Origin of the sequence: Acinetobacter sp. ANC 5054 (assembly GCF_002135295.1) — a bacterium.
Classification (GTDB): Bacteria; Pseudomonadota; Gammaproteobacteria; order Pseudomonadales; family Moraxellaceae; genus Acinetobacter.
Genome location: NZ_NEGG01000015.1, coordinates 1 through 17,609 on the forward strand (window position 1 = coordinate 1; position 17,609 = coordinate 17,609).

At 37.5% G+C, this 17,609-nt stretch carries 17 protein-coding genes and 1 pseudogene; 7 read left to right on the plus strand and 11 right to left on the minus strand.

Annotated elements, in window-relative coordinates:
* The 4 genes from B9T33_RS13915 to B9T33_RS13930 form a co-directional block, all read right to left on the minus strand.
* Nucleotides 1-715: thioredoxin family protein (locus B9T33_RS13915; protein ID WP_171263646.1), on the minus strand; the 715-nt coding region annotated here is incomplete at its 3' end.
* Nucleotides 716-1,245: 530 nt separating this feature from the next.
* Nucleotides 1,246-2,172: a hypothetical protein gene (locus tag B9T33_RS13920; RefSeq protein WP_086179501.1), complete on the minus strand. Its 927-nt coding sequence runs from the start codon at nt 2,170-2,172 to the stop codon at nt 1,246-1,248.
* Nucleotides 2,173-2,210: 38 nt separating this feature from the next.
* The gene (locus tag B9T33_RS13925) at nt 2,211-3,338 is read right to left on the minus strand and encodes a toxic anion resistance protein (protein ID WP_086179502.1); all 1,128 of its coding nucleotides are present in this window, start codon (nt 3,336-3,338) and stop codon (nt 2,211-2,213) included.
* 16 nt (nt 3,339-3,354) lie between these two features.
* Nucleotides 3,355-4,146, minus strand: coding sequence for a tellurium resistance protein (locus B9T33_RS13930; RefSeq protein ID WP_086179503.1), 792 nt, complete (start codon nt 4,144-4,146; stop codon nt 3,355-3,357).
* 328 nt (nt 4,147-4,474) lie between these two features.
* Here B9T33_RS13930 and B9T33_RS13935 point away from each other — a divergent pair, with 328 nt between their 5' ends.
* Entirely contained in the window at nt 4,475-4,963 is a 489-nt protein-coding gene (locus B9T33_RS13935; protein WP_086179504.1) for a TIGR00645 family protein, read from the plus strand.
* 67 nt (nt 4,964-5,030) lie between these two features.
* Here the strand turns inward: B9T33_RS13935 and B9T33_RS13940 are convergent, their stop codons facing one another.
* The 4 genes from B9T33_RS13940 to glyA form a co-directional block, all read right to left on the minus strand.
* Nucleotides 5,031-5,732 (minus strand): Crp/Fnr family transcriptional regulator, encoded by a 702-nt coding sequence (locus B9T33_RS13940; RefSeq protein ID WP_228145842.1) that lies wholly within the window; start codon nt 5,730-5,732, stop codon nt 5,031-5,033.
* Between the two features lie 122 nt (nt 5,733-5,854).
* Nucleotides 5,855-6,817 (minus strand): TauD/TfdA dioxygenase family protein, encoded by a 963-nt coding sequence (locus B9T33_RS13945; RefSeq protein ID WP_086179506.1) that lies wholly within the window; start codon nt 6,815-6,817, stop codon nt 5,855-5,857.
* Nucleotides 6,818-7,054: 237 nt separating this feature from the next.
* Nucleotides 7,055-7,459, minus strand: coding sequence for a nucleoside diphosphate kinase regulator (rnk, locus tag B9T33_RS13950; protein WP_086179507.1), 405 nt, complete (start codon nt 7,457-7,459; stop codon nt 7,055-7,057).
* 161 nt (nt 7,460-7,620) lie between these two features.
* Entirely contained in the window at nt 7,621-8,877 is a 1,257-nt protein-coding gene (gene glyA / locus B9T33_RS13955; RefSeq protein WP_086179508.1) for a serine hydroxymethyltransferase, read from the minus strand.
* A gap of 170 nt (nt 8,878-9,047) precedes the next feature.
* On the opposite strand from glyA, the gene B9T33_RS13960 reads away from it, so the two are divergent.
* The gene (locus B9T33_RS13960; RefSeq protein WP_086179509.1) at nt 9,048-9,875 is read left to right on the plus strand and encodes a DUF695 domain-containing protein; all 828 of its coding nucleotides are present in this window, start codon (nt 9,048-9,050) and stop codon (nt 9,873-9,875) included.
* Between the two features lie 50 nt (nt 9,876-9,925).
* On the opposite strand, the gene B9T33_RS13965 is transcribed toward B9T33_RS13960, so the two are convergent.
* On the minus strand, nt 9,926-11,149 hold the full coding sequence (locus tag B9T33_RS13965) for an alpha/beta hydrolase (RefSeq protein ID WP_086179510.1): 1,224 nt from the start codon (nt 11,147-11,149) through the stop codon (nt 9,926-9,928).
* Nucleotides 11,150-11,868: 719 nt separating this feature from the next.
* On the opposite strand from B9T33_RS13965, the gene B9T33_RS13970 reads away from it, so the two are divergent.
* The 4 genes from B9T33_RS13970 (at nt 11,869) to B9T33_RS13985 (ending at nt 14,362) form a co-directional block, all read left to right on the plus strand.
* The gene (locus B9T33_RS13970; protein ID WP_086179573.1) at nt 11,869-12,567 is read left to right on the plus strand and encodes an exonuclease domain-containing protein; all 699 of its coding nucleotides are present in this window, start codon (nt 11,869-11,871) and stop codon (nt 12,565-12,567) included.
* Nucleotides 12,568-12,657: 90 nt separating this feature from the next.
* Nucleotides 12,658-13,329 (plus strand): hypothetical protein, encoded by a 672-nt coding sequence (locus tag B9T33_RS13975; RefSeq protein ID WP_086179511.1) that lies wholly within the window; start codon nt 12,658-12,660, stop codon nt 13,327-13,329.
* A gap of 216 nt (nt 13,330-13,545) precedes the next feature.
* Nucleotides 13,546-13,902 (plus strand): hypothetical protein, encoded by a 357-nt coding sequence (locus B9T33_RS13980; RefSeq protein WP_086179512.1) that lies wholly within the window; start codon nt 13,546-13,548, stop codon nt 13,900-13,902.
* Between the two features lie 166 nt (nt 13,903-14,068).
* Nucleotides 14,069-14,362: a hypothetical protein gene (locus B9T33_RS13985; protein WP_086179513.1), complete on the plus strand. Its 294-nt coding sequence runs from the start codon at nt 14,069-14,071 to the stop codon at nt 14,360-14,362.
* A 71-nt stretch (nt 14,363-14,433) separates the two neighbouring features.
* Here B9T33_RS13985 and B9T33_RS13990 read toward each other — a convergent pair whose 3' ends face one another.
* Nucleotides 14,434-14,646, minus strand: a complete 213-nt coding sequence (locus B9T33_RS13990; RefSeq protein ID WP_086179514.1) for a hypothetical protein — start codon at nt 14,644-14,646, stop codon at nt 14,434-14,436.
* 676 nt (nt 14,647-15,322) lie between these two features.
* Between B9T33_RS13990 and B9T33_RS13995 the strand changes: the two are divergent.
* Nucleotides 15,323-15,902: pseudogene (locus tag B9T33_RS13995) on the plus strand (tyrosine-type recombinase/integrase); the annotation flags it as partial.
* A gap of 293 nt (nt 15,903-16,195) precedes the next feature.
* Here B9T33_RS13995 and B9T33_RS14000 read toward each other — a convergent pair.
* The gene (locus B9T33_RS14000) at nt 16,196-17,599 is read right to left on the minus strand and encodes an efflux transporter outer membrane subunit (protein ID WP_086179515.1); all 1,404 of its coding nucleotides are present in this window, start codon (nt 17,597-17,599) and stop codon (nt 16,196-16,198) included.
* Between the last annotated feature and the right edge of the window lie 10 nt (nt 17,600-17,609).

The following is a 17,609-nucleotide window of genomic DNA, read 5'->3' on the forward strand; positions in this document are numbered from 1 at the left end:
TACCCGTTTTAATGCCTTTACGTGCTGCATAGATTGCAGAGGTATTCCCTGCAGGGCCACCACCAATCACCAGTACATCAAAGGCATCTTTGGCATTTAACTTTTCAGCATCTTTTGCCGTAGAGTTAGTATCCAATTTGGCAATGATTTCTTCCAACGTCATACGACCTTGACCGATATGTTCGCCATCTTGGAACACCATGGGTACAGCCATGATTTTGCGTTCTTCAACTTCGTCTTGGAAGAATGCACCATCAATCATGGTTGCTGTCGTACCCGGATTGTTGATAGCGATCAGGTTCAATGCTTGAACCACGTCAGGACAGTTATGGCAGCTTAATGATACGAACACATCAAAGTTAGATTGAATGCCTAAGCCTTTAATCGAAGCCAATACTTCATCAGACACTTTTGGTGCATAACCAGACGTTTGTAACAATGCCAAAATCAGTGATGTGAATTCGTGGCCCATAGGCAGACCTGCGAAGAATACACGTGGTGCTTCACCCGCTTTTGCAATCCCGAAGCTTGGCGCACGGCTATTTGTACCGTCAAAGCGCGCTGTCACTAAGTTTGAAAGTGCAGCAACTTCAGTCACCAATTCTTTAATTTTGTCTGATTTATCCGTACCGTTCAAAGTTGCCACGATTTCAATCGGACCTTCAAGGCGTTCAAGAAGTGTTTTGAGTTGAGCTGAAGTATTTTGGTCTAACATTGCTAACGTCTCCAAAGGAGTAAATTTATTCGATGAGAGAATGATAGGACAAACCATCACATAGGTGAAACGGTTTGTTTTTATAAAAACAATCGGTTTTACTAATCAATAATTAAAATATCTTTCTAAATCAGAAGAATACATAATCTTTCATTCAAATAATATAGTTTTCATTAAAAATAGTTAAGCGAACCATGCCACATAAGTACTTATAAACATTAAATCCATAGTTTTTATTTCACATTTATAAGGCCGATTAAGCTCGGTATTTCAGCCAATATTCATTCACTGAAATAGATAGAAAATGAAACTGGGCTTTAATCCCATCGCTGTATAGGAAGCCCAAATCACGGTTTAATTTTCAATGCTAAGAAAGAAAAGAAGGATCTAGATTTTCTGAAGTCAATGCAAACAGAATGAATTTAAGCGAATCAAACTCAAAACGAAAAAGGCTTTTACTGCAAATAAATATCAGTAAAAGCCATTTAGAATGAAATGAGAAAATTTTAGGATGTAAATCGTTGGCTAAATTATGGATGCCCCATGCCTTGCTCTATGCGCACAATACGCGATTTGAATTGTTGAGCAAGCAGATATAACAACAAACTTAAAACCAAAGTTAAAGCAATCACAGCAATCAAAATCCAGCGAACAATCACCTCGATCACATTGGCCTGTTGAACTTGTTTTTCAACACTTTGCGCCATCGGTGTCATGGTTTTATCAAACAATTGATTTTGCATCGTCCATAGCTGTTCTGGTTTGAAACCATACTCACGAAATTCCACAGGATGATTTCGTTCAGTATTCATCAAACTTTGCACATACGGAATCGCTGTTGCACGATCTACAGGCTTATGCAGTAAAGCAGCTTGTGCATAGAGATACGCTTTTACGGGTTCAGCAACATCTAAATCTTGTAATTCATTTGCCAAACGGCTGTCTTGGACATTTTGCTCATAGTGAACCAGCTTTTGGTAGGCTGCTTGATCATCATCTTTTAAATTGTATTGCAGATAAGTCAAACCAGACCAGAGCGCCATAAACGATAAAATCCAACCTACAAATTTCAGCACAAAGGATTGAAAGCGAATCCTAAAAAATTGAAATTTCTTCAGGAAGCCCACCAAAAAGAATGCGCCTATGAAAGACACGACTAATTTAAGAAATAACCAGCCGATGAAGGACAGAAAATTTACAAAATAATCAGTCTGTTGACCCAAGTGGTTCGACAACTCAGCTGCACTCACAGGAATATTCAACTGCTGCACCGTTGGACTCAACCCAAAAAAGCTATACACCAAATCTTGCTGAATGAATAAGGCTACAGCAGAAACAATCAGCACAGAAATGCTCACAAAGGACATGAGCATCAAATTGCGTTGCCGCTGTTTAATGGTTTTTAACCCAGATTCGATTTGTTGCGGTTTTAGCGCATATTCATCAATTGGAGGCAAATATGTTCTCCTTTAGAAATAAACGCCTCCCTCATACATTATGAAGAAGGATTGCTACTAGACTCGATCACCAAATGATTCAAATTATTTTGTAGAGCACGAATACGTGTCGTTGCTTCTTCACGTTTTTGCACACCTTCTTTCTGAATTTGGATGACATCATTAACAGTTTTAATGAGGGTATTTTGAACATGTTCAAGGGTTTCAATATCAATCACTGAACGTTGGTTGGCTTTCGCGGTATCCACAGAGTTTTGATGTAATAGATCTGCATTTCGCTTTAGTAACTCATTGGTCGCATCATCAATGCTATTGGCCAATTGCACACTGTTCTTTTGTTCCTGCAATGAAATAGCCAAACTAATTTGATTTTTCCACGCGGGTAATGTGATGTTTTTAATCGCATAAAATTTATCAACCAACATCAAATTGTTGGATTGAATAATGCGAATCATTGGCAAGGTTTGCATCGCAGACTGTTGTAAAATCTGTAAATCGCTAACGCGTTTCTCTAGATTATTAGCCAAATGATTGAGGTCATAAACTTTCTGCGTGGTTGCCTGATCTTGCTCTTGCGCTGTTAAAGTTGCAATTTCCTGTTGAATGTCCTGCTCTTTGAGTTTACCCGCTGCAATATATACACCGAGCTGCTTATATTCATCCTGCACACCTTCGAACATTTTATCCAAGGTATTTACACGCGCTTTCAGGCCATTTTGTGAAGTCTCAATTTCTTTCACTAGGCTGTCAATTTGCTCTTTGGTACTATTAAAGTGCTGATCAAAACTTTGTTTCGCGCCTTTAAATTTACTCAATAAACTGCCAAAGAAACCTGAGCTTTTAGACTTGTTTAGAATACTATTGGTATTCAACTGCTGTGCAACTTGAACAACTTGATTCAGCTTTTGTCCAGTGGCATCTAGGTCTTTATTTTGCACCAAATTTAATAATTCATCGGTATAGGTCGAGGTTTTGGTCGCAATGTTTTTACCATACTCAGCGACGCTATTATGACTTAGATCGGCCAATTCCTTACGTGCAGCAATCACTTCATTAAAGTCGGAAGCTTGTAAGCCAATTTCTTGCAAATTAAGCTGCTGAAACTTTTGTTCAGTCAATTCTGTCGTTGCTTCAATGGGTAAATTTTTGGCATCAAAATCGGTCATAACACACCTTATATTTCTAAGACTTAGAGGAGTTCTCTAATGATTTTTTTAAAGTTTTAATCAAATTTTCTCGACTATTATCCAGCTTTTCCAATGAACTTGTCGAGTTGCTTTGACGACTTTGTTTCACATGATATTGCCAAGCAGGTATCAGCACCTGCTGAGCTTCTTTAAAACGGTCCAATAAACTAAAAGACAACTGCTGTGACAGCTGCATTTGTGTAATTGCAATATCATTACTGGCTTGTAGCGTTTGTAATGTATTGACCTTCTTCGATAATCGCTCTGCAAAGTTATCCAGTGGATGCTGATTCCGTACAAATTGCGGATATTCAACTAAAAACTCTTCCGCCGCTACAATATAGCGTGCCATCTGCTCGCGTAAACCTTGCAGCTGATTAAAACGCGCTTGGGATTTTTGAATTTCTAATTGTAATTTTTGGCTTAAATGATTTGCTCTATCCAATAGTCGATCAAGATTTTTATAATATTCAACCTGCCCTGAACCATATTCCAAATCAATACCCAGCCATTTTTGCAGCGCATTAAATTTACGCGCTTTTAGATATTTTTTGGATGCAGCTAAAGATTGAATTAACTGTTCAATGGTTTGACTCAACTGCTGCGTCAATTTAGGATCGACACCATCTAAAAGAACCGACTGCGCCTGAATCAATTGATCTGCATAATGATTCAAACGATATTGATCGGTGAGTAAAGGCACAAGATCATTACGCTTAATTGAAAGCACGTCTGCACGATCAACCGTAATATCTTTTAAAGGTACCAATACATCAATTTGCGACATAGCTGATTAAACTCAATAAAATCATTTTTATACTACAAGTTTTGCCATAAAAGTCTTGTAGTATTTTGCAAAAAATAAGCAATTTCATTCTGCTACGAATAAGTATCAAAAAGAATGCCCACTCACTTTGATCAATCAAAGCATAATCCATCAAAATGGGTTGCAGACAGTATGCTGATGCAACATGAGTAGAAACTTAAGATACAGCGTATATATGGTTGATTTTAACTAAACCACTGACTATGAAAAAAATATGATAAAAAATAGCGTACATTCACTTCAGAATATTTTATGATCACCTCCAATAATGACAATTTTTGAGGGACGAATGGAACGTTTTTTCCATAATACAATGTATGCAGCGCGCTGGATTTTAGCACCTGTCTATTTTGGCTTATCTTTTGCGCTACTTTTATTGGCGATTAAATTTTTTCAAGAAGTCATTCATGTCCTTCCACATATTTTAGAATATTCAGAAGCAGACCTCATCTTAGTGATTCTGTCGCTCGTTGATATGACGATGGTCGGTGGATTAATCGTGATGGTGATGTTTTCAGGCTATGAAAATTTCGTTTCCCAGTTAAAAATTAATGAATCCTCCAATCGCCTAAATTGGTTGGGAACTATGGATGCAAATTCATTAAAACTTAAAGTTGCTGCGTCCATTGTCGCGATTTCTTCAATTCATTTACTACGTATATTCATGGATGCCAAGAACATTCCGAATGATAAAATCATGTGGTATATCATTATGCATCTGACTTTCGTGTTATCTGCATTTATGATGGGCTATTTAGATAAACTCAGTAAACATTAAAATACTGCATTAAGCCATCTTTCAAGATGGCTTTTGATTTATGAACCTCTTCTCTATTTTCCTTTGATTAATTCAGATCGCTCAACTGCTTTAAACCGTTTAAGTCCAGTATATAAATCTGACTATAATTCCACGCTATAATCTGCGCTTGCACAAGTTGCTGTACGTGCTTATTAAGCGTTTGCCTTGATACGTTAAACAGTTCTGCAAACTCTTGCTGGCTTAATTTTAATGGTATCTGCGCTTGCGAACCATATTGTTCATATAATCGAATTAAATGTCTGGCAATCCTTTGACTTAAACTCGCTGTACGCACATAACGGTTTTGTTCAAACATCACATACATTCTACGACTTAATAATTGTATGACCTGCCATAACGCCTGTCGTTCACACTGTAACTCTTCTAAGTAGACTTGCCCTGATATGATTGCCACTTCCACAGGTGATGCAGCAAAATAATCATAATTCAGCGGTTGATTTTGCAGTAGTGCCACAAGGTTAAAGACCGATTGCGTGGAGATGAAATCATTGACGATTAATTCACCATTAGTTTGTAACCAGCCGACTTGTAGCGTTCCGACTAACAAGACGTACAGATCCGGTATCACTTGCTGTTGCTTCAAAATATGTTGATGTGCATGGTAGCGACTAAATTGTGCATGGTGCATTAATCGTTGTAGTGCCTGCTCACTGAGCCCTTGAAAGGCATCCTCTTTCTGTAAGATCTGTAGCAGTTTTTGTTTGCTTGTATTTTTAATCTCGACCACGTTATTCAACAAAAAAAAGCCTAATATCATTAGGATATTAGGCTTGCTGATATAAAAGCTAAAACAATATTTTCAACTTTATTTATGCGCTTTTATGCTGACTTAAAATAAACATGTCGGCATTATGAAGCTTTTTCATAAATACGACCTTCCTCTGAACGCAAGTTAGAAATATCTTGATTGATCACATTTTTCAGCACCGTACTAGGTTGACCATTTACATCGACGGGAATATCTCCTTCGATGGTGACACGTGTTGCTACACGTAGCTCATCACCATAGTCATTGATTGCACGGTGCTGTGTCGCACGGTTATCCCAAATTGCAACATCCCCAACTGCCCAGCGCCAGCGAACTACATTTTCCCACTGGGTGATTTTCTCTTGAAATAATTCAAATAGACGACGTGACTGTGTTGGGCTATAGCCTGAGAAGCGTTTAAAGAAGTGCCCTAAAACCAATGTTTTTTCACCTGTTTCAGGGTGTACGCGTACCAAAGGATGCTCTGTTTCTATTTCAACTGCAGTACGAAATAAAGTTCGACCTTCTTCGTTATACTGCCCTTTGGGTTTCACATAGTCATAATTATTGCTATGCACAGCACGCAATTGCTCTGCCAATTTTTGTAGTTCAGGACTCAAATCTTGATAGGCTGCTGTGGTATTTGCCCAAACAGTATCTCCTCCCTTAGACGGTGCAACAACATTTCTTAAAATGGTCGCTTTGGGATAGTTCGGCAAAAAGGTAATGTCAGTATGCCATGAGTCAGCACAACCACCGCGAGAGTCAATCGATAAGGTATGTGCTGTACCATCTTTAAGTGGCACACTTGGATGATTCAGAGGATTACCTAAAAGGCGGGCAAATGCTTCTTGCTCTAAATCTGTAATATCTTGCTGTCCGCGTACAAACACCACTTTGTATTTTAATAATGCATGATTAAATTCGTGGATAATGTCTGGCGCTAAGTTTCCTGACAAGTGTATGCCTGAAACTTCTGCACCAATGCGACCTGTCACAGGTTTCACTTCAATATGTTGATATTCATAATCAGGGTTATAGCTGCTCGTTTGTTGTTGTGTCATGGGTATCTACCTTATATTTCAAATATTAAATGCAACGTATTCAGTTGTTGAAATACAGTGTGCCCATACAAGAGCTTTGACTCTGTCAAATCATTGACAGTTTTTCATACTATAAATGCTAATGTTTTTCGCTTTTTTTCTTAGTGAGAAATCATCTATAGATTGCCAAAAAAATAAAGCCATCTTTTAAAGATGGCTTTATAACTCAATCATAAATAGCCGATGCGACTTACAGAACTAGAGGTAATCCCCTTCACGCTCTGGTTGATAGAGAACTTTAATGATTTTGACCTTCATGACATGACCATCTGGTTGTGGCCACTCTATTTCTTGACCTTCGGACAATCCCAATATTGCTGCACCAACAGGTGCCAATACATTGACTTGTCCCTTATCACCACGAAAGTCGTGCGGATAAACCAAAGTAATTTCCGTAGCTTCTGTCGAAGGAGCAATCGTTATTAAAACCTTTGCATTCATGCTGACCACATTAGTAGGTACGTCTTGTGGTGCGACTACTTCAGCACGAGCAAGCTCATCCTCTAGGTGTTCCATTGTTGGCGTTAATTTTGATTGATGCTCCAACATGGTTTCTAAGCGATGGAGATCTTGTTCTGAAACAATAATACTCGGTTTATTCATCTATCCAATTCCTTTTTGCTTATGCATCAAAACGCTAATGATGGGAAGATCTTGTTGTTATCACTCATTCTTTTATATCAGAAATATAAAAAATTAGATAACGCCTTACTTTTATTCAGCAATAAAAAAAGCCCCCTTGAGGGGGCTTTTCTCAAGTTAGATTATTTTGCGTAAACAGGGAATTTAGCGCAAACAACCTCTACTTTCGCTTTAACAGCTTCAATCACTGCTTCGTCGCCTTTAGAATCTAGGATATCAGCGATCCAACCAGCAAGGTCACGCACTTCAGCTTCGCCGAAACCACGAGTCGTTACTGCAGGAGTACCGATACGGATACCAGAAGTCACAAATGGTGAACGTGGATCGTTTGGTACAGAGTTTTTGTTCACAGTAATGTGCGCAGCACCCAACCATGCATCAGCTTCTTTACCAGTGATATCGCCTTGTTTGATTAAAGACAATAGGAACAAGTGGTTTTCAGTACCACCAGACACTACGTCATAACCACGAGCAATCAGAACTTCAGCCATTGCTTTAGCGTTCTTAACCACTTGTTGTTGGTAAGTTTTGTATTCAGGAGCCATTGCTTCTTTAAAGCAAATTGCTTTAGCAGCTACAGCGTGAACCAAAGGACCACCTTGGTTGCCTGGGAATACAGCTGATTGTAATTTTTTCTCAATTTCTTCGTTTGCTTTCGCAAGGATTAAACCTGAACGTGGACCACGAAGTGTTTTATGCGTAGTCGTTGTTGTTACGTCAGCAATTTGAACTGGGCTTGGGTAAACACCAGCTGCAACTAGACCAGCAACGTGTGCCATATCTACAAATAGGTAAGCGCCAACTTTGTCCGCGATGTCACGGAAACGCTGCCAATCTACAACTTGGCTATAAGCAGAGAAACCAGCAACGATCATGCGTGGTTTGTGTTCTACAGCTAAACGTTCAACTTCTTCATAGTCGATTTCGCCAGTTTCTGGGTTCAAACCGTATTGAATTGCGTTGTAAGTTTTACCAGAGAAGCTCACTTTTGCACCGTGAGTCAAGTGACCACCGTGTGCCAAGCTCATGCCTAGTACTGTATCGCCCGGGTTAAGAAGCGCTAAGTAAACAGCAGAGTTTGCTTGTGAACCCGCATGTGGTTGAACGTTAGCGTAGTCTGCACCAAACAATTCTTTAGCACGGTCAATCGCCAATTGTTCAATAACGTCTACATATTCGCAGCCGCCGTAATAGCGTTTGCCTGGGTAGCCTTCCGCATATTTATTTGTAAGTTTTGATCCTTGCGCTTCCATTACTGCAGGTGAGCAGTAGTTTTCAGAAGCAATGAGTTCGATGTGCGCTTCTTGGCGGGCATCTTCTTGAGAAATTGCTTTCGCGATTTCTGGATCAAATTCAGCAATAGATGTGTTGGCAAACATTAGCGAGGTCCTATGAAATTAGGGCTTTTAAGCCGTGCTAAGATTGGCGCGTATTATAACAGAAAGTTTGTGTTTTCCACAGTTTGATATTTATTTTATTACAAGCAATTATTATTCATATTTACTGCTAATCTTTAGTGAGTAAATCAATAAATACAGGAATGGAGTTAATGGAAATAGACAATAAATTTATAGATTTACCACATCATTCAATTTCTGCTCCAGCAGACATACAATATTTTGATATCCAAGAAAACTGGGATTTTTATTTAGATGAAATCGATGGAATGCCAGCCAGTTACTTTCTGAATTTAGCTTTAGCACAAAAAGCTCCAATCCAGCCGTTTTCTAATTTAATTTGGATTGAACTCCAAATGAATCATTCTAGAGCAGATGGGCTATCCTCCAACGAGGAATATGATCAACTGATAAATTTAGAAGATACCCTAATTCCAGCCATAAATAAAAACAAGTTGATCGTTTTTGTTGGCCGTATAACTCATGATACAAAAAGGCGGTTTTTCTTCTACGCTGCACCACATGTTAACGTAGATCAAGCTATTCAGTCTGCCATGCAGGCGTTCCCTGATTATCACTACAGTTTTGGTAAAAAAAATGATAGCGATTGGAGCACATATTTTACAAACCTATACCCCAATGAAGTGAATTTACAAAAGATGTCTAATACTAAAGTCCTTGAAAACCTGCAAAGACATGGTGATAGTCTTGAAATTGCACGTCAAATAGATCATTGGATTTATTTTAAGTCGCTGAATGAACGTAGTAATTTTATTAATAAAGTTAAAGACCTTGGTTTTACTGTAGTTCAGCAAATGACCATAGAAGAAAAAGATAGTCATCCATATAAACTTGTAATTTCGAGAAAAGGTCATGTGGATCAATTGTCTATCGATGAATCTACATTGGAACTATTTGAGTTAGCAAAACAAGAAAATGCACAATATAATGGGTGGGAAACGCAAGTTATTAGAAATTGATATCGCGAAAAATAAAGCCTAATTAGATAAATTAGGCTTTATTGAGATGTTTAATTAGCTGGCATAAGAGTCTGCACATCTTTAACAAAATTCGTCAAATTATCTGTATAAATACTGATATGTGTAGCTGTAGGTTGTTCACGATAATCAATTTGTGTGCCCTCCTTTATATTACTAATCATAAACTTGGTTGCATCAGCGGGCACAGTTTGGTCTAACGCTCCTTGATAAATAATGATTGGGGTTTTCACTGTAGTCGTGAGGGGTTCTGACCCTGTCGTCATAAAAATTTTAATTTGTTCTAGATTTAAAAAATCTGATTGAGTCCGTCCATAGTTAGCTAAACTATTATTATTTGCTGCCGCATAAGTCATCATATCGGTTGCTATTAAATTCGTTAATGTTCCTGAACATACTGTTTCAGCTTTTGGTGCTAACGCAGCCAAATGTCCTGTGAAGACTTTGGAATAATCCACACTATTTTTATGCCCTTGCGTACCTGCAACAATTTGGGCTGTAAAACTATCTAATGATGAATAAATTGCGGCTTGAACATTGGCTGGTTTTCCTTCCGCGACTTTCTCACCTGCTGCTAAAATCAAAGCCAAATTATTCGCAGGTGCAATGGCGATGGTCCCCTTATAATTCATATTGGCACGTGCAGCATACTGAGCTGCGCCCAACACTGCTTGCCCACCTTGTGAATGTCCTATTGAAACCCAGTCTTTTGAAACTGATTTACCTTGACTGGTCAGGTATTTATTTGCTGCAACGATAGCATCGGTAATTGAGAAAGCTTCACTTTTGAGGTTTAAATATGGATGGTTTTCTTTGCCACCCGGTTCACCTAAGCCCTCATAGTCAGGTGCAACCACAACATAGCCTTGTGCCAAGAGCATTTGTAACAAGTATTCAGTACCTTGCAGCCCTTGTTGGCTCGGTGCACAAATATCAGCTACACCTGTCGTTCCATGTGCCCATACAACGGTTTTCCATCCTCCTGCAGGTGGTGCAGTTTTTGGTGTAAAGACCAATGTTGTTGCTTGTACGATCTTGCCGTCCACACCCAACATTTTGTAGGTCAATAATTGACTGTCTGCACTGACGGCAGGCATGTCATCTTTGCTATACGCAGTTGTAGTTACAACGGGATTTCTAATTTGGTTAATGTCTGGGTTAGTTTGGTAGCCTGCTTCATTTTTATCGTTGTCACTTCCACATGCTGCAACAAAGAGACTACCTGTCAGTAAAACGGTAATTTTAAGTGCATTCATCCCTTATTCCTTCTATTGTTGTTTTCAAGTCCGACTTCAAATTAATTGCATGGAATTTCAAACTGTTCAAGCTTAATTATGACCATTGGTCATTAGCTAAAAAATCCATTAATTTCATTCCCATAAGATTCTGATTTAATTAATTTTTTAAATTATAAAATTACATTTTCTAACAAAATAAATAAGTTATGTGGGAAGCAATTATTCTCTTCATTTTAAGCTTCTTATTGGGCTATTTTTTCGCAGTTTAAAAGAGCACATCTCCTTTAGCAAAGTTATCTACAAACTATGCCTTCTGCACATCCCCATCAACAAAACTATTACTCAAAAACCTCCATCATTCAGACAGTGAACGAATTCGCGAACTGAAGCAATCAAGTGCAAATCAAAGTGTATTTTTAAGGTTGTTATAGCAAAGCTTTATGGAACATAAGATTGTGATTAAACAATGTCGATGTATCGTCTTAAAGTAAGACCGTATGCCCTGTTCAATTTTTGAATATCGTGATGAGCACACAGCCCGCAAATTCGTAGATCAAGAAGATGAGCTTCCTTCAGTTATATAAGGGTTTAATTTCAATAGAAGCTTTAAAAGATGATTATTTAAACATTGTACAAGCAAGCGCATCATTTAATTCAAAATAGTGTATGCATTGGTTTGTCAGCCTGTGCCTGATCATGTACATTTATTTTATACATTCAACATTGCGGAACTGGACATGCAAGCCATTATTCTCGACACAGAAACCCATACATTAAATGGCCAGCCCATCGAGATTGCCTATGCTCCCATTCAGGTGTCGAATGCTAAAATAACCTTAGATAAATCAAAAATATTTGACCAATTGTATAGCTGTGATGAAGCTATTTCTTTTGCAGCAATGGCAGTCCATCATATTTTAGAATCAGATTTGGAAGGTCAACCACACTACAGCACTTTTAAACTCCCGAGCGAAACGACTTATATTATTGGTCACAATATTGATTATGATATTCGCGCCCTAGAGAAATGTGGTGTTGATAGCACGCCTATCAAAGCGATTTGTACGCTTGCCCTTGCTCGTTTAGTTTGGCCAGATGCAGAAGCACATAATATTTCTGCTCTTATTTATATGATTACCAAAGGTAGTGAAAAAGCCCGTGAAATGATCCGTAAAGCACATCGTGCGGATATGGACATTATTTTGACTGCCAATATCTTGATGCATATCGTGCACCATTTAAAAATTAATAGCATTGAAGAATTGTATGAGGCATCTGAAGATGCCCGCATTCCACGTACAATAAATTTTGGCAAACACCGTGGTACTGCCATTGCAGAACTTCCTGCTGATTATGTGCAATGGCTGATGCGCCAAGAAGATTTAGATCCATACTTGCGCAAAGCTTTAGAGAATTCGGCAATTACAACTTTATAAATCTTTGATTATTTAATATTTTCTTCATATTACTGTCATTTTCACTCAATAGGCTTGCCTTAATTCTTTCTTTAGCTTTGGAATTAAGGCATGTTCAATTACCAAAAAACGGAGCTTGGTTTTCAAGTCTTAAAAGATCGTCAGCTTGCTTTAAATGCACGGCAACGCCGACTTCTGTTATTGATTGGGAGTGATGATTTTAATCAGATGCAAATTCAGCATCAGCAACGTATTGCCGAACCAACGCTTTTAAAGCAATTGGTGGATATGCAACTCATTCAATACATTGGTGAATACACTGAACATCTGCAAAGGGAAATTACAAATGAACTAAGCTCGCCTCCAGTTGAACTAGTTATTCCAACTATAAAAGATATCCCTGCACCTGAAATAACAGATCTAAGCCAGCCTAAACACTTTGCAACATTGCAAAATTGCTTACAAACACAATCAATTGAAGTGCAAGCAAATCACATTATTGAAGCCGATAAACATACTGAATCATCTTTGAAGATTACCTTTATTCATCAAGATTTTGAAGAATTACAAAATTTTATGTGTAGTTATTTACAACGCTATTGCGGTTTAATGGCAAAAAAACTCATTGAGAAAATTCAGCTAAGTGATGACATTTCTCAGCTCAAAGCATGTCAGATGCAGTGGATTACCTTGCTCAATGAATCCAATATTCAACCTGCACGATTACAGCAAGCCTTACAACAAATTAATTACAGTCTAAACAATCTTCAAGTTCCTGCTTAACTTAGACGGTTTTCCTCACTTCTCATTCAAAAAACAACTTAATGGAGTGAGTTTATAGACCAAGAAAATTAATTATTTTCAAAATAATTCAAATAGTTAGGATGTTTAAAACCGTATCAATAAAATTAAAATTTAGTTTTATACGACCTTAACCTAATATTTTCTAATGGCAAAATATCGCAAAAATTAAGTTAATTTATAGACTTGAGCATTCACATGTCACAAGAATTTAGTCTAGCTTTTGATCCTTTTGATCATCCTACTCAGCTGAGTAAAGTGGGTAATTGGGTGTTTACCTTTCTGAGTAGCCCTGAGGAAATGCCAGATATTCAATTGGCCATTACCAATGTGATGCCGCGACATATCAGTGATGAACTACAGCCTCGCCGAGTGATTATTCGTAATACTGAAGACGAGAATATTTGGCAGATTGAAGTGGTCGAATGCTTTAACAGCCAGACCAATCAAGAAGTGCTTTTTCCTGCAGCTGCCCCACAATCGCAGCAGGTTTTAAAATTCATTATCGCTGAGTTTGCACGTTATGATGTAAATCTAACGCTAAATTCACTTTAAATTTTTGCTATTTTTGAACCAAACACCATAAAGAGTTGATAAGACTCAAAAGCTTATCAATTCTTCTATTCTTATACATTAATGGATAAATACTCCATACATAATTTTTTACGCATACTCATATACTATATCCATGTAAAACCTTTTACCTCTTGGATAATAAAAAATGAATTTAGCAAATTATTCTAATGAACAAGCATTAATTCTATTTAATTTATATAACAGTTTAGAATTGTGTTTAGAAGCGATTGGGCGCATCCATCTTGGTCCTAAACTCATGTTAACTGATGACCCCGTTTCAGCTGATCGTATGGTGGTATCACGTTATCAATCTGGAATTTTAACCAAAGAAATTCACGTTCAAAAACAAGATGTCGAACTTGCCACAAGCAATCCTATGACGCGCTATCAATTGTTATCTTATATTTTGAATCAATTTAAAGATGAGCATGCAGCTTAAGCTCTATGCTTTAAGCTAAACAAAATAAAAAAACTCACCAAAAGTGAGTTTTTTTATTTAAATGAGTTTGATTATGCTTCTAGCAGCTTGTAGATGCTGTCGGATTTTTGACTTTCAAATAATAATTCAATACTAGGTAGAATAATTTCACCCTCTACCACAATATGTTCAATGCGATGAAATAGTGCTCTTGAATCTTCTTCAGCAGGATTGCGAACAAGAGCTTGTGCATTGTAGACCTGACTAAATTGGTCCTTCACTTTAATATCAATCATTTGAGACATAACAATTTCTCTACTTGTTTTAATAATTGCAGTTTTTATAGCACATCTTGGGCAAACTGCTTACTTTGTAAATGTTAGATTTCTTGGCAATGTAAACTTTTTTTACATATGTAAATATATATCAATAAGATAGTTAAAACAGTTTTTAATTGTTTGACAAAAAAACAATATTTTAATGATTTGAAACATAAAAAAGCCCACATTTCTGCGGGCTCTGTGTTGGAAGGCTAGTGCTGATTTCTTGTCTGCAATACTCTAAATTTTCATTTAAAATATTACGAAACTCAACGAGCTGTCATTGATCCGTCCAACTTAGTAGTAGCGTCTTTTGTTATGACCTACTGTGATTTCAATATAGCATTGTTTTTATGCTTGCCAAGTCATACTGACACTTCAACACATTTGATCAAATAAAATACAATTGAATTTTTTTTGAAATAGTAGATCATAGCTACGTGCAACCAAGTTCAATACACTAAGCCCATGATTAGATAAAAATTCATTAAACTCACGTATTTTCTAGAGCATAAAACCAATCATTTATTTTTTCTTCATCTGTTCCACTCGCAGAACTTTTTTAATGATCGATATTTAATTACACCAGCTTTTTATGATGCATTTTAAAACTGAGTGATTTAGGAAAAATAAGCCATAAAAAAAGCTCTTGTAATTAACAGTGGCTGGGGTTATCCAGCATCTAAGACAAAAAACGGAATTTCACCTAAAAGCTTTAGAATTTGCTATTTCAACAGCCTATCGTTCTGGCGAGGTCTTTGGGGCTACATGGCAAGAAATCGATTTTAAGAATAAAGTTTGGATCATTCCTAAAGAAAGGATGAAAGCAGAAAAAGAACACCGCGTTCCCCTATCCGAACAAACCATTAGTTTGCTTGAATCAATTCAAGAATATACTCAACCTCAAGACTTCATTTTCCCTGCTCCCAGCAGTGGTGAAATGCTTTCAGATATGTCCTTAACCACCTTGATCAAACGCATGCATGAACAGAAGTTTAAAGAAAATAGCTTAGGCTATATTGATCCTACACAAAATCGAATGATTACAACGCACAGTTTCCGTTCTACATTCCGTGACTGGTCAGCAGATAAAAACGAATTATCCTCGTGAAGTTTGTGAACATGTACTTGCGCATAAATTACTAAATGAAGTTGAGGCAGCCTATTTAAGTGGGGCTTATCTCGAAAAACGTAAATCATTAATGACCGATTGGGCTAGCTTTTGTAAAAAATATAATTGATATAATCTCTGCCTTTAAAGACAGAAGCATTGTTAATTTTCTTAAATTAAAATCACTTAAAATGATTTACAGATGCGTATCTGAGTAAGTTTGATCGTGGCCTTGTTTACCTTTAAGCTGTACATACCATTACGCAACAAGATCAAACCAAATTAAAATCTTTCCCTAGATTGATTAAGGTTCGTTTAAAAAACGATTACTTCGTTGTACGATAACTTTTAGGTGCAAGCTTCTTTATTTAAGAATTATATTGTGAAATATTCCTTTAGATATATAGGTTTGCGCAACAAAGCCTATCTTAAGTAAACTCTTCCTCCCAAAGCTGCAATCAATTGTGCCGTATTATTTAACTGAAACTGCTTTAATTGCAAAGTTGCTTGTTCAGCCTGTAATCTTAGATTTTGTGCTGAGATCACCTCTAAATAGCTCACTAAACCTGCGTTATAGCGTCGCATTGCCACTTTTTCATTTTCAGTTGCCAACTCAAATAATCTAGTTTGTTCACTTTGTTGCTGTTTAAAACTTGATGCTTCTAACAAAGCATCTTCGACATCTTTCCAACCCGTTAATATGGATTGTTTATAAGCTGCTAATTTTTCTGCATAATGAGCTTGTGCCTGTGCAATTTCTGCTTCTCTTTTACCACCATCAAAAATAATGGCTGCGGCTTGTAAACCTGTAGACCATAAGTATTGTGGTGATTGGAACAAATGCCCAAAAATTTGACTATTTAAGCTTCCATTTAAACCAATCGTGACATTAGGTAGCCATGCTGTTTGTGCTAAACCCAATTCAGCATGCGTTACAGCCAGTTCACGTTCTGCACGAATCACATCAGGACGTTGTACTAATAATCGACTCGGAAGCTGTGTAGGCAGGTGTGGCACTGTTAATGCCTGTTTTTGTTTAGCCAATTGAAACTGAGCAACACTTTTACCTTGCAAAACTGCTAGAATATTTTCTTGTAAATTGCGATCTCGAGTTGTTTCTATCAGTTGGATTTGTACTTGCTTTAATTGAGTTTCTGCTTGTATGACATCTGCACGAGCAATCATGCCAGCATTGTATTGATTCTTTAAAATTTGAACCGAACGCACATAACTTTTTTGCGTTTGTTCTAGCACATTAGACTGTGCATCCAGTACACGAATATTCCAATAAGCATCTGTGGCTAAAAGTTGCTGATTTAATTTAACGGCATCTAAATCAGCTTGATTGGCTTCTAGATTGGCTTGTTGCCCTTCGATGGCTTTCGCCACTCGCCCCCAGACATCTGGTACCCAACTGGCTTGCACACCCAACTCAAATTGGCTACTTGCTGAGGTATTTTTGGCACCATTACGTTTTGCAGCACCATTTGCAGTGATATTAGGTAGACGATTGGCACGCTGTATCTCAAGCAATGCTTGTGCTTGCTGATAACGTGCTTCCGCTTGTTTTAAGGTTAAATTTTCTTGATTCAATTGCTGCATCAAGTGGCTTAAAACAGGATCTTGGTAAATATCCCACCATTGCCCAGCAGGAATTTGAATGGTTGAGGTTGGTGTCCAGTTTAAATCTGAATATTTGTATTGATCATCTGCTTGTACAATCGGAATTTTATATTCAGGTGGCTGCCGTACTGCATGCGAACTGCACGCAGTTAAAATGAGTATGCAACTTAGGCTCATCACATTTTTATACATTAAACTCTGCATCATATTTCCT

Excerpts from the sequence above, each read along its gene's own strand:
- B9T33_RS13925 (WP_086179502.1), bottom strand. The coding sequence starts at position 3,338 with ATGACCGATTTTGATGCCAAAAATTTACCCATTGAAGCAACGACAGAA.
- B9T33_RS13930 (WP_086179503.1), bottom strand. The coding sequence starts at position 4,146 with ATGTCGCAAATTGATGTATTGGTACCTTTAAAAGATATTACGGTTGAT.
- B9T33_RS13935 (WP_086179504.1), top strand. The coding sequence starts at position 4,475 with ATGGAACGTTTTTTCCATAATACAATGTATGCAGCGCGCTGGATTTTA.
- B9T33_RS13945 (WP_086179506.1), bottom strand. The coding sequence starts at position 6,817 with ATGACACAACAACAAACGAGCAGCTATAACCCTGATTATGAATATCAA.
- rnk (WP_086179507.1), bottom strand. The coding sequence starts at position 7,459 with ATGAATAAACCGAGTATTATTGTTTCAGAACAAGATCTCCATCGCTTA.
- glyA (WP_086179508.1), bottom strand. The coding sequence starts at position 8,877 with ATGTTTGCCAACACATCTATTGCTGAATTTGATCCAGAAATCGCGAAA.
- B9T33_RS13960 (WP_086179509.1), top strand. The coding sequence starts at position 9,048 with ATGGAAATAGACAATAAATTTATAGATTTACCACATCATTCAATTTCT.
- B9T33_RS13965 (WP_086179510.1), bottom strand. The coding sequence starts at position 11,149 with ATGAATGCACTTAAAATTACCGTTTTACTGACAGGTAGTCTCTTTGTT.
- B9T33_RS13970 (WP_086179573.1), top strand. The coding sequence starts at position 11,869 with ATGCAAGCCATTATTCTCGACACAGAAACCCATACATTAAATGGCCAG.
- B9T33_RS13975 (WP_086179511.1), top strand. The coding sequence starts at position 12,658 with ATGTTCAATTACCAAAAAACGGAGCTTGGTTTTCAAGTCTTAAAAGAT.
- B9T33_RS13980 (WP_086179512.1), top strand. The coding sequence starts at position 13,546 with ATGTCACAAGAATTTAGTCTAGCTTTTGATCCTTTTGATCATCCTACT.
- B9T33_RS13985 (WP_086179513.1), top strand. The coding sequence starts at position 14,069 with ATGAATTTAGCAAATTATTCTAATGAACAAGCATTAATTCTATTTAAT.
- B9T33_RS13990 (WP_086179514.1), bottom strand. The coding sequence starts at position 14,646 with ATGTCTCAAATGATTGATATTAAAGTGAAGGACCAATTTAGTCAGGTC.
- B9T33_RS14000 (WP_086179515.1), bottom strand. The coding sequence starts at position 17,599 with ATGCAGAGTTTAATGTATAAAAATGTGATGAGCCTAAGTTGCATACTC.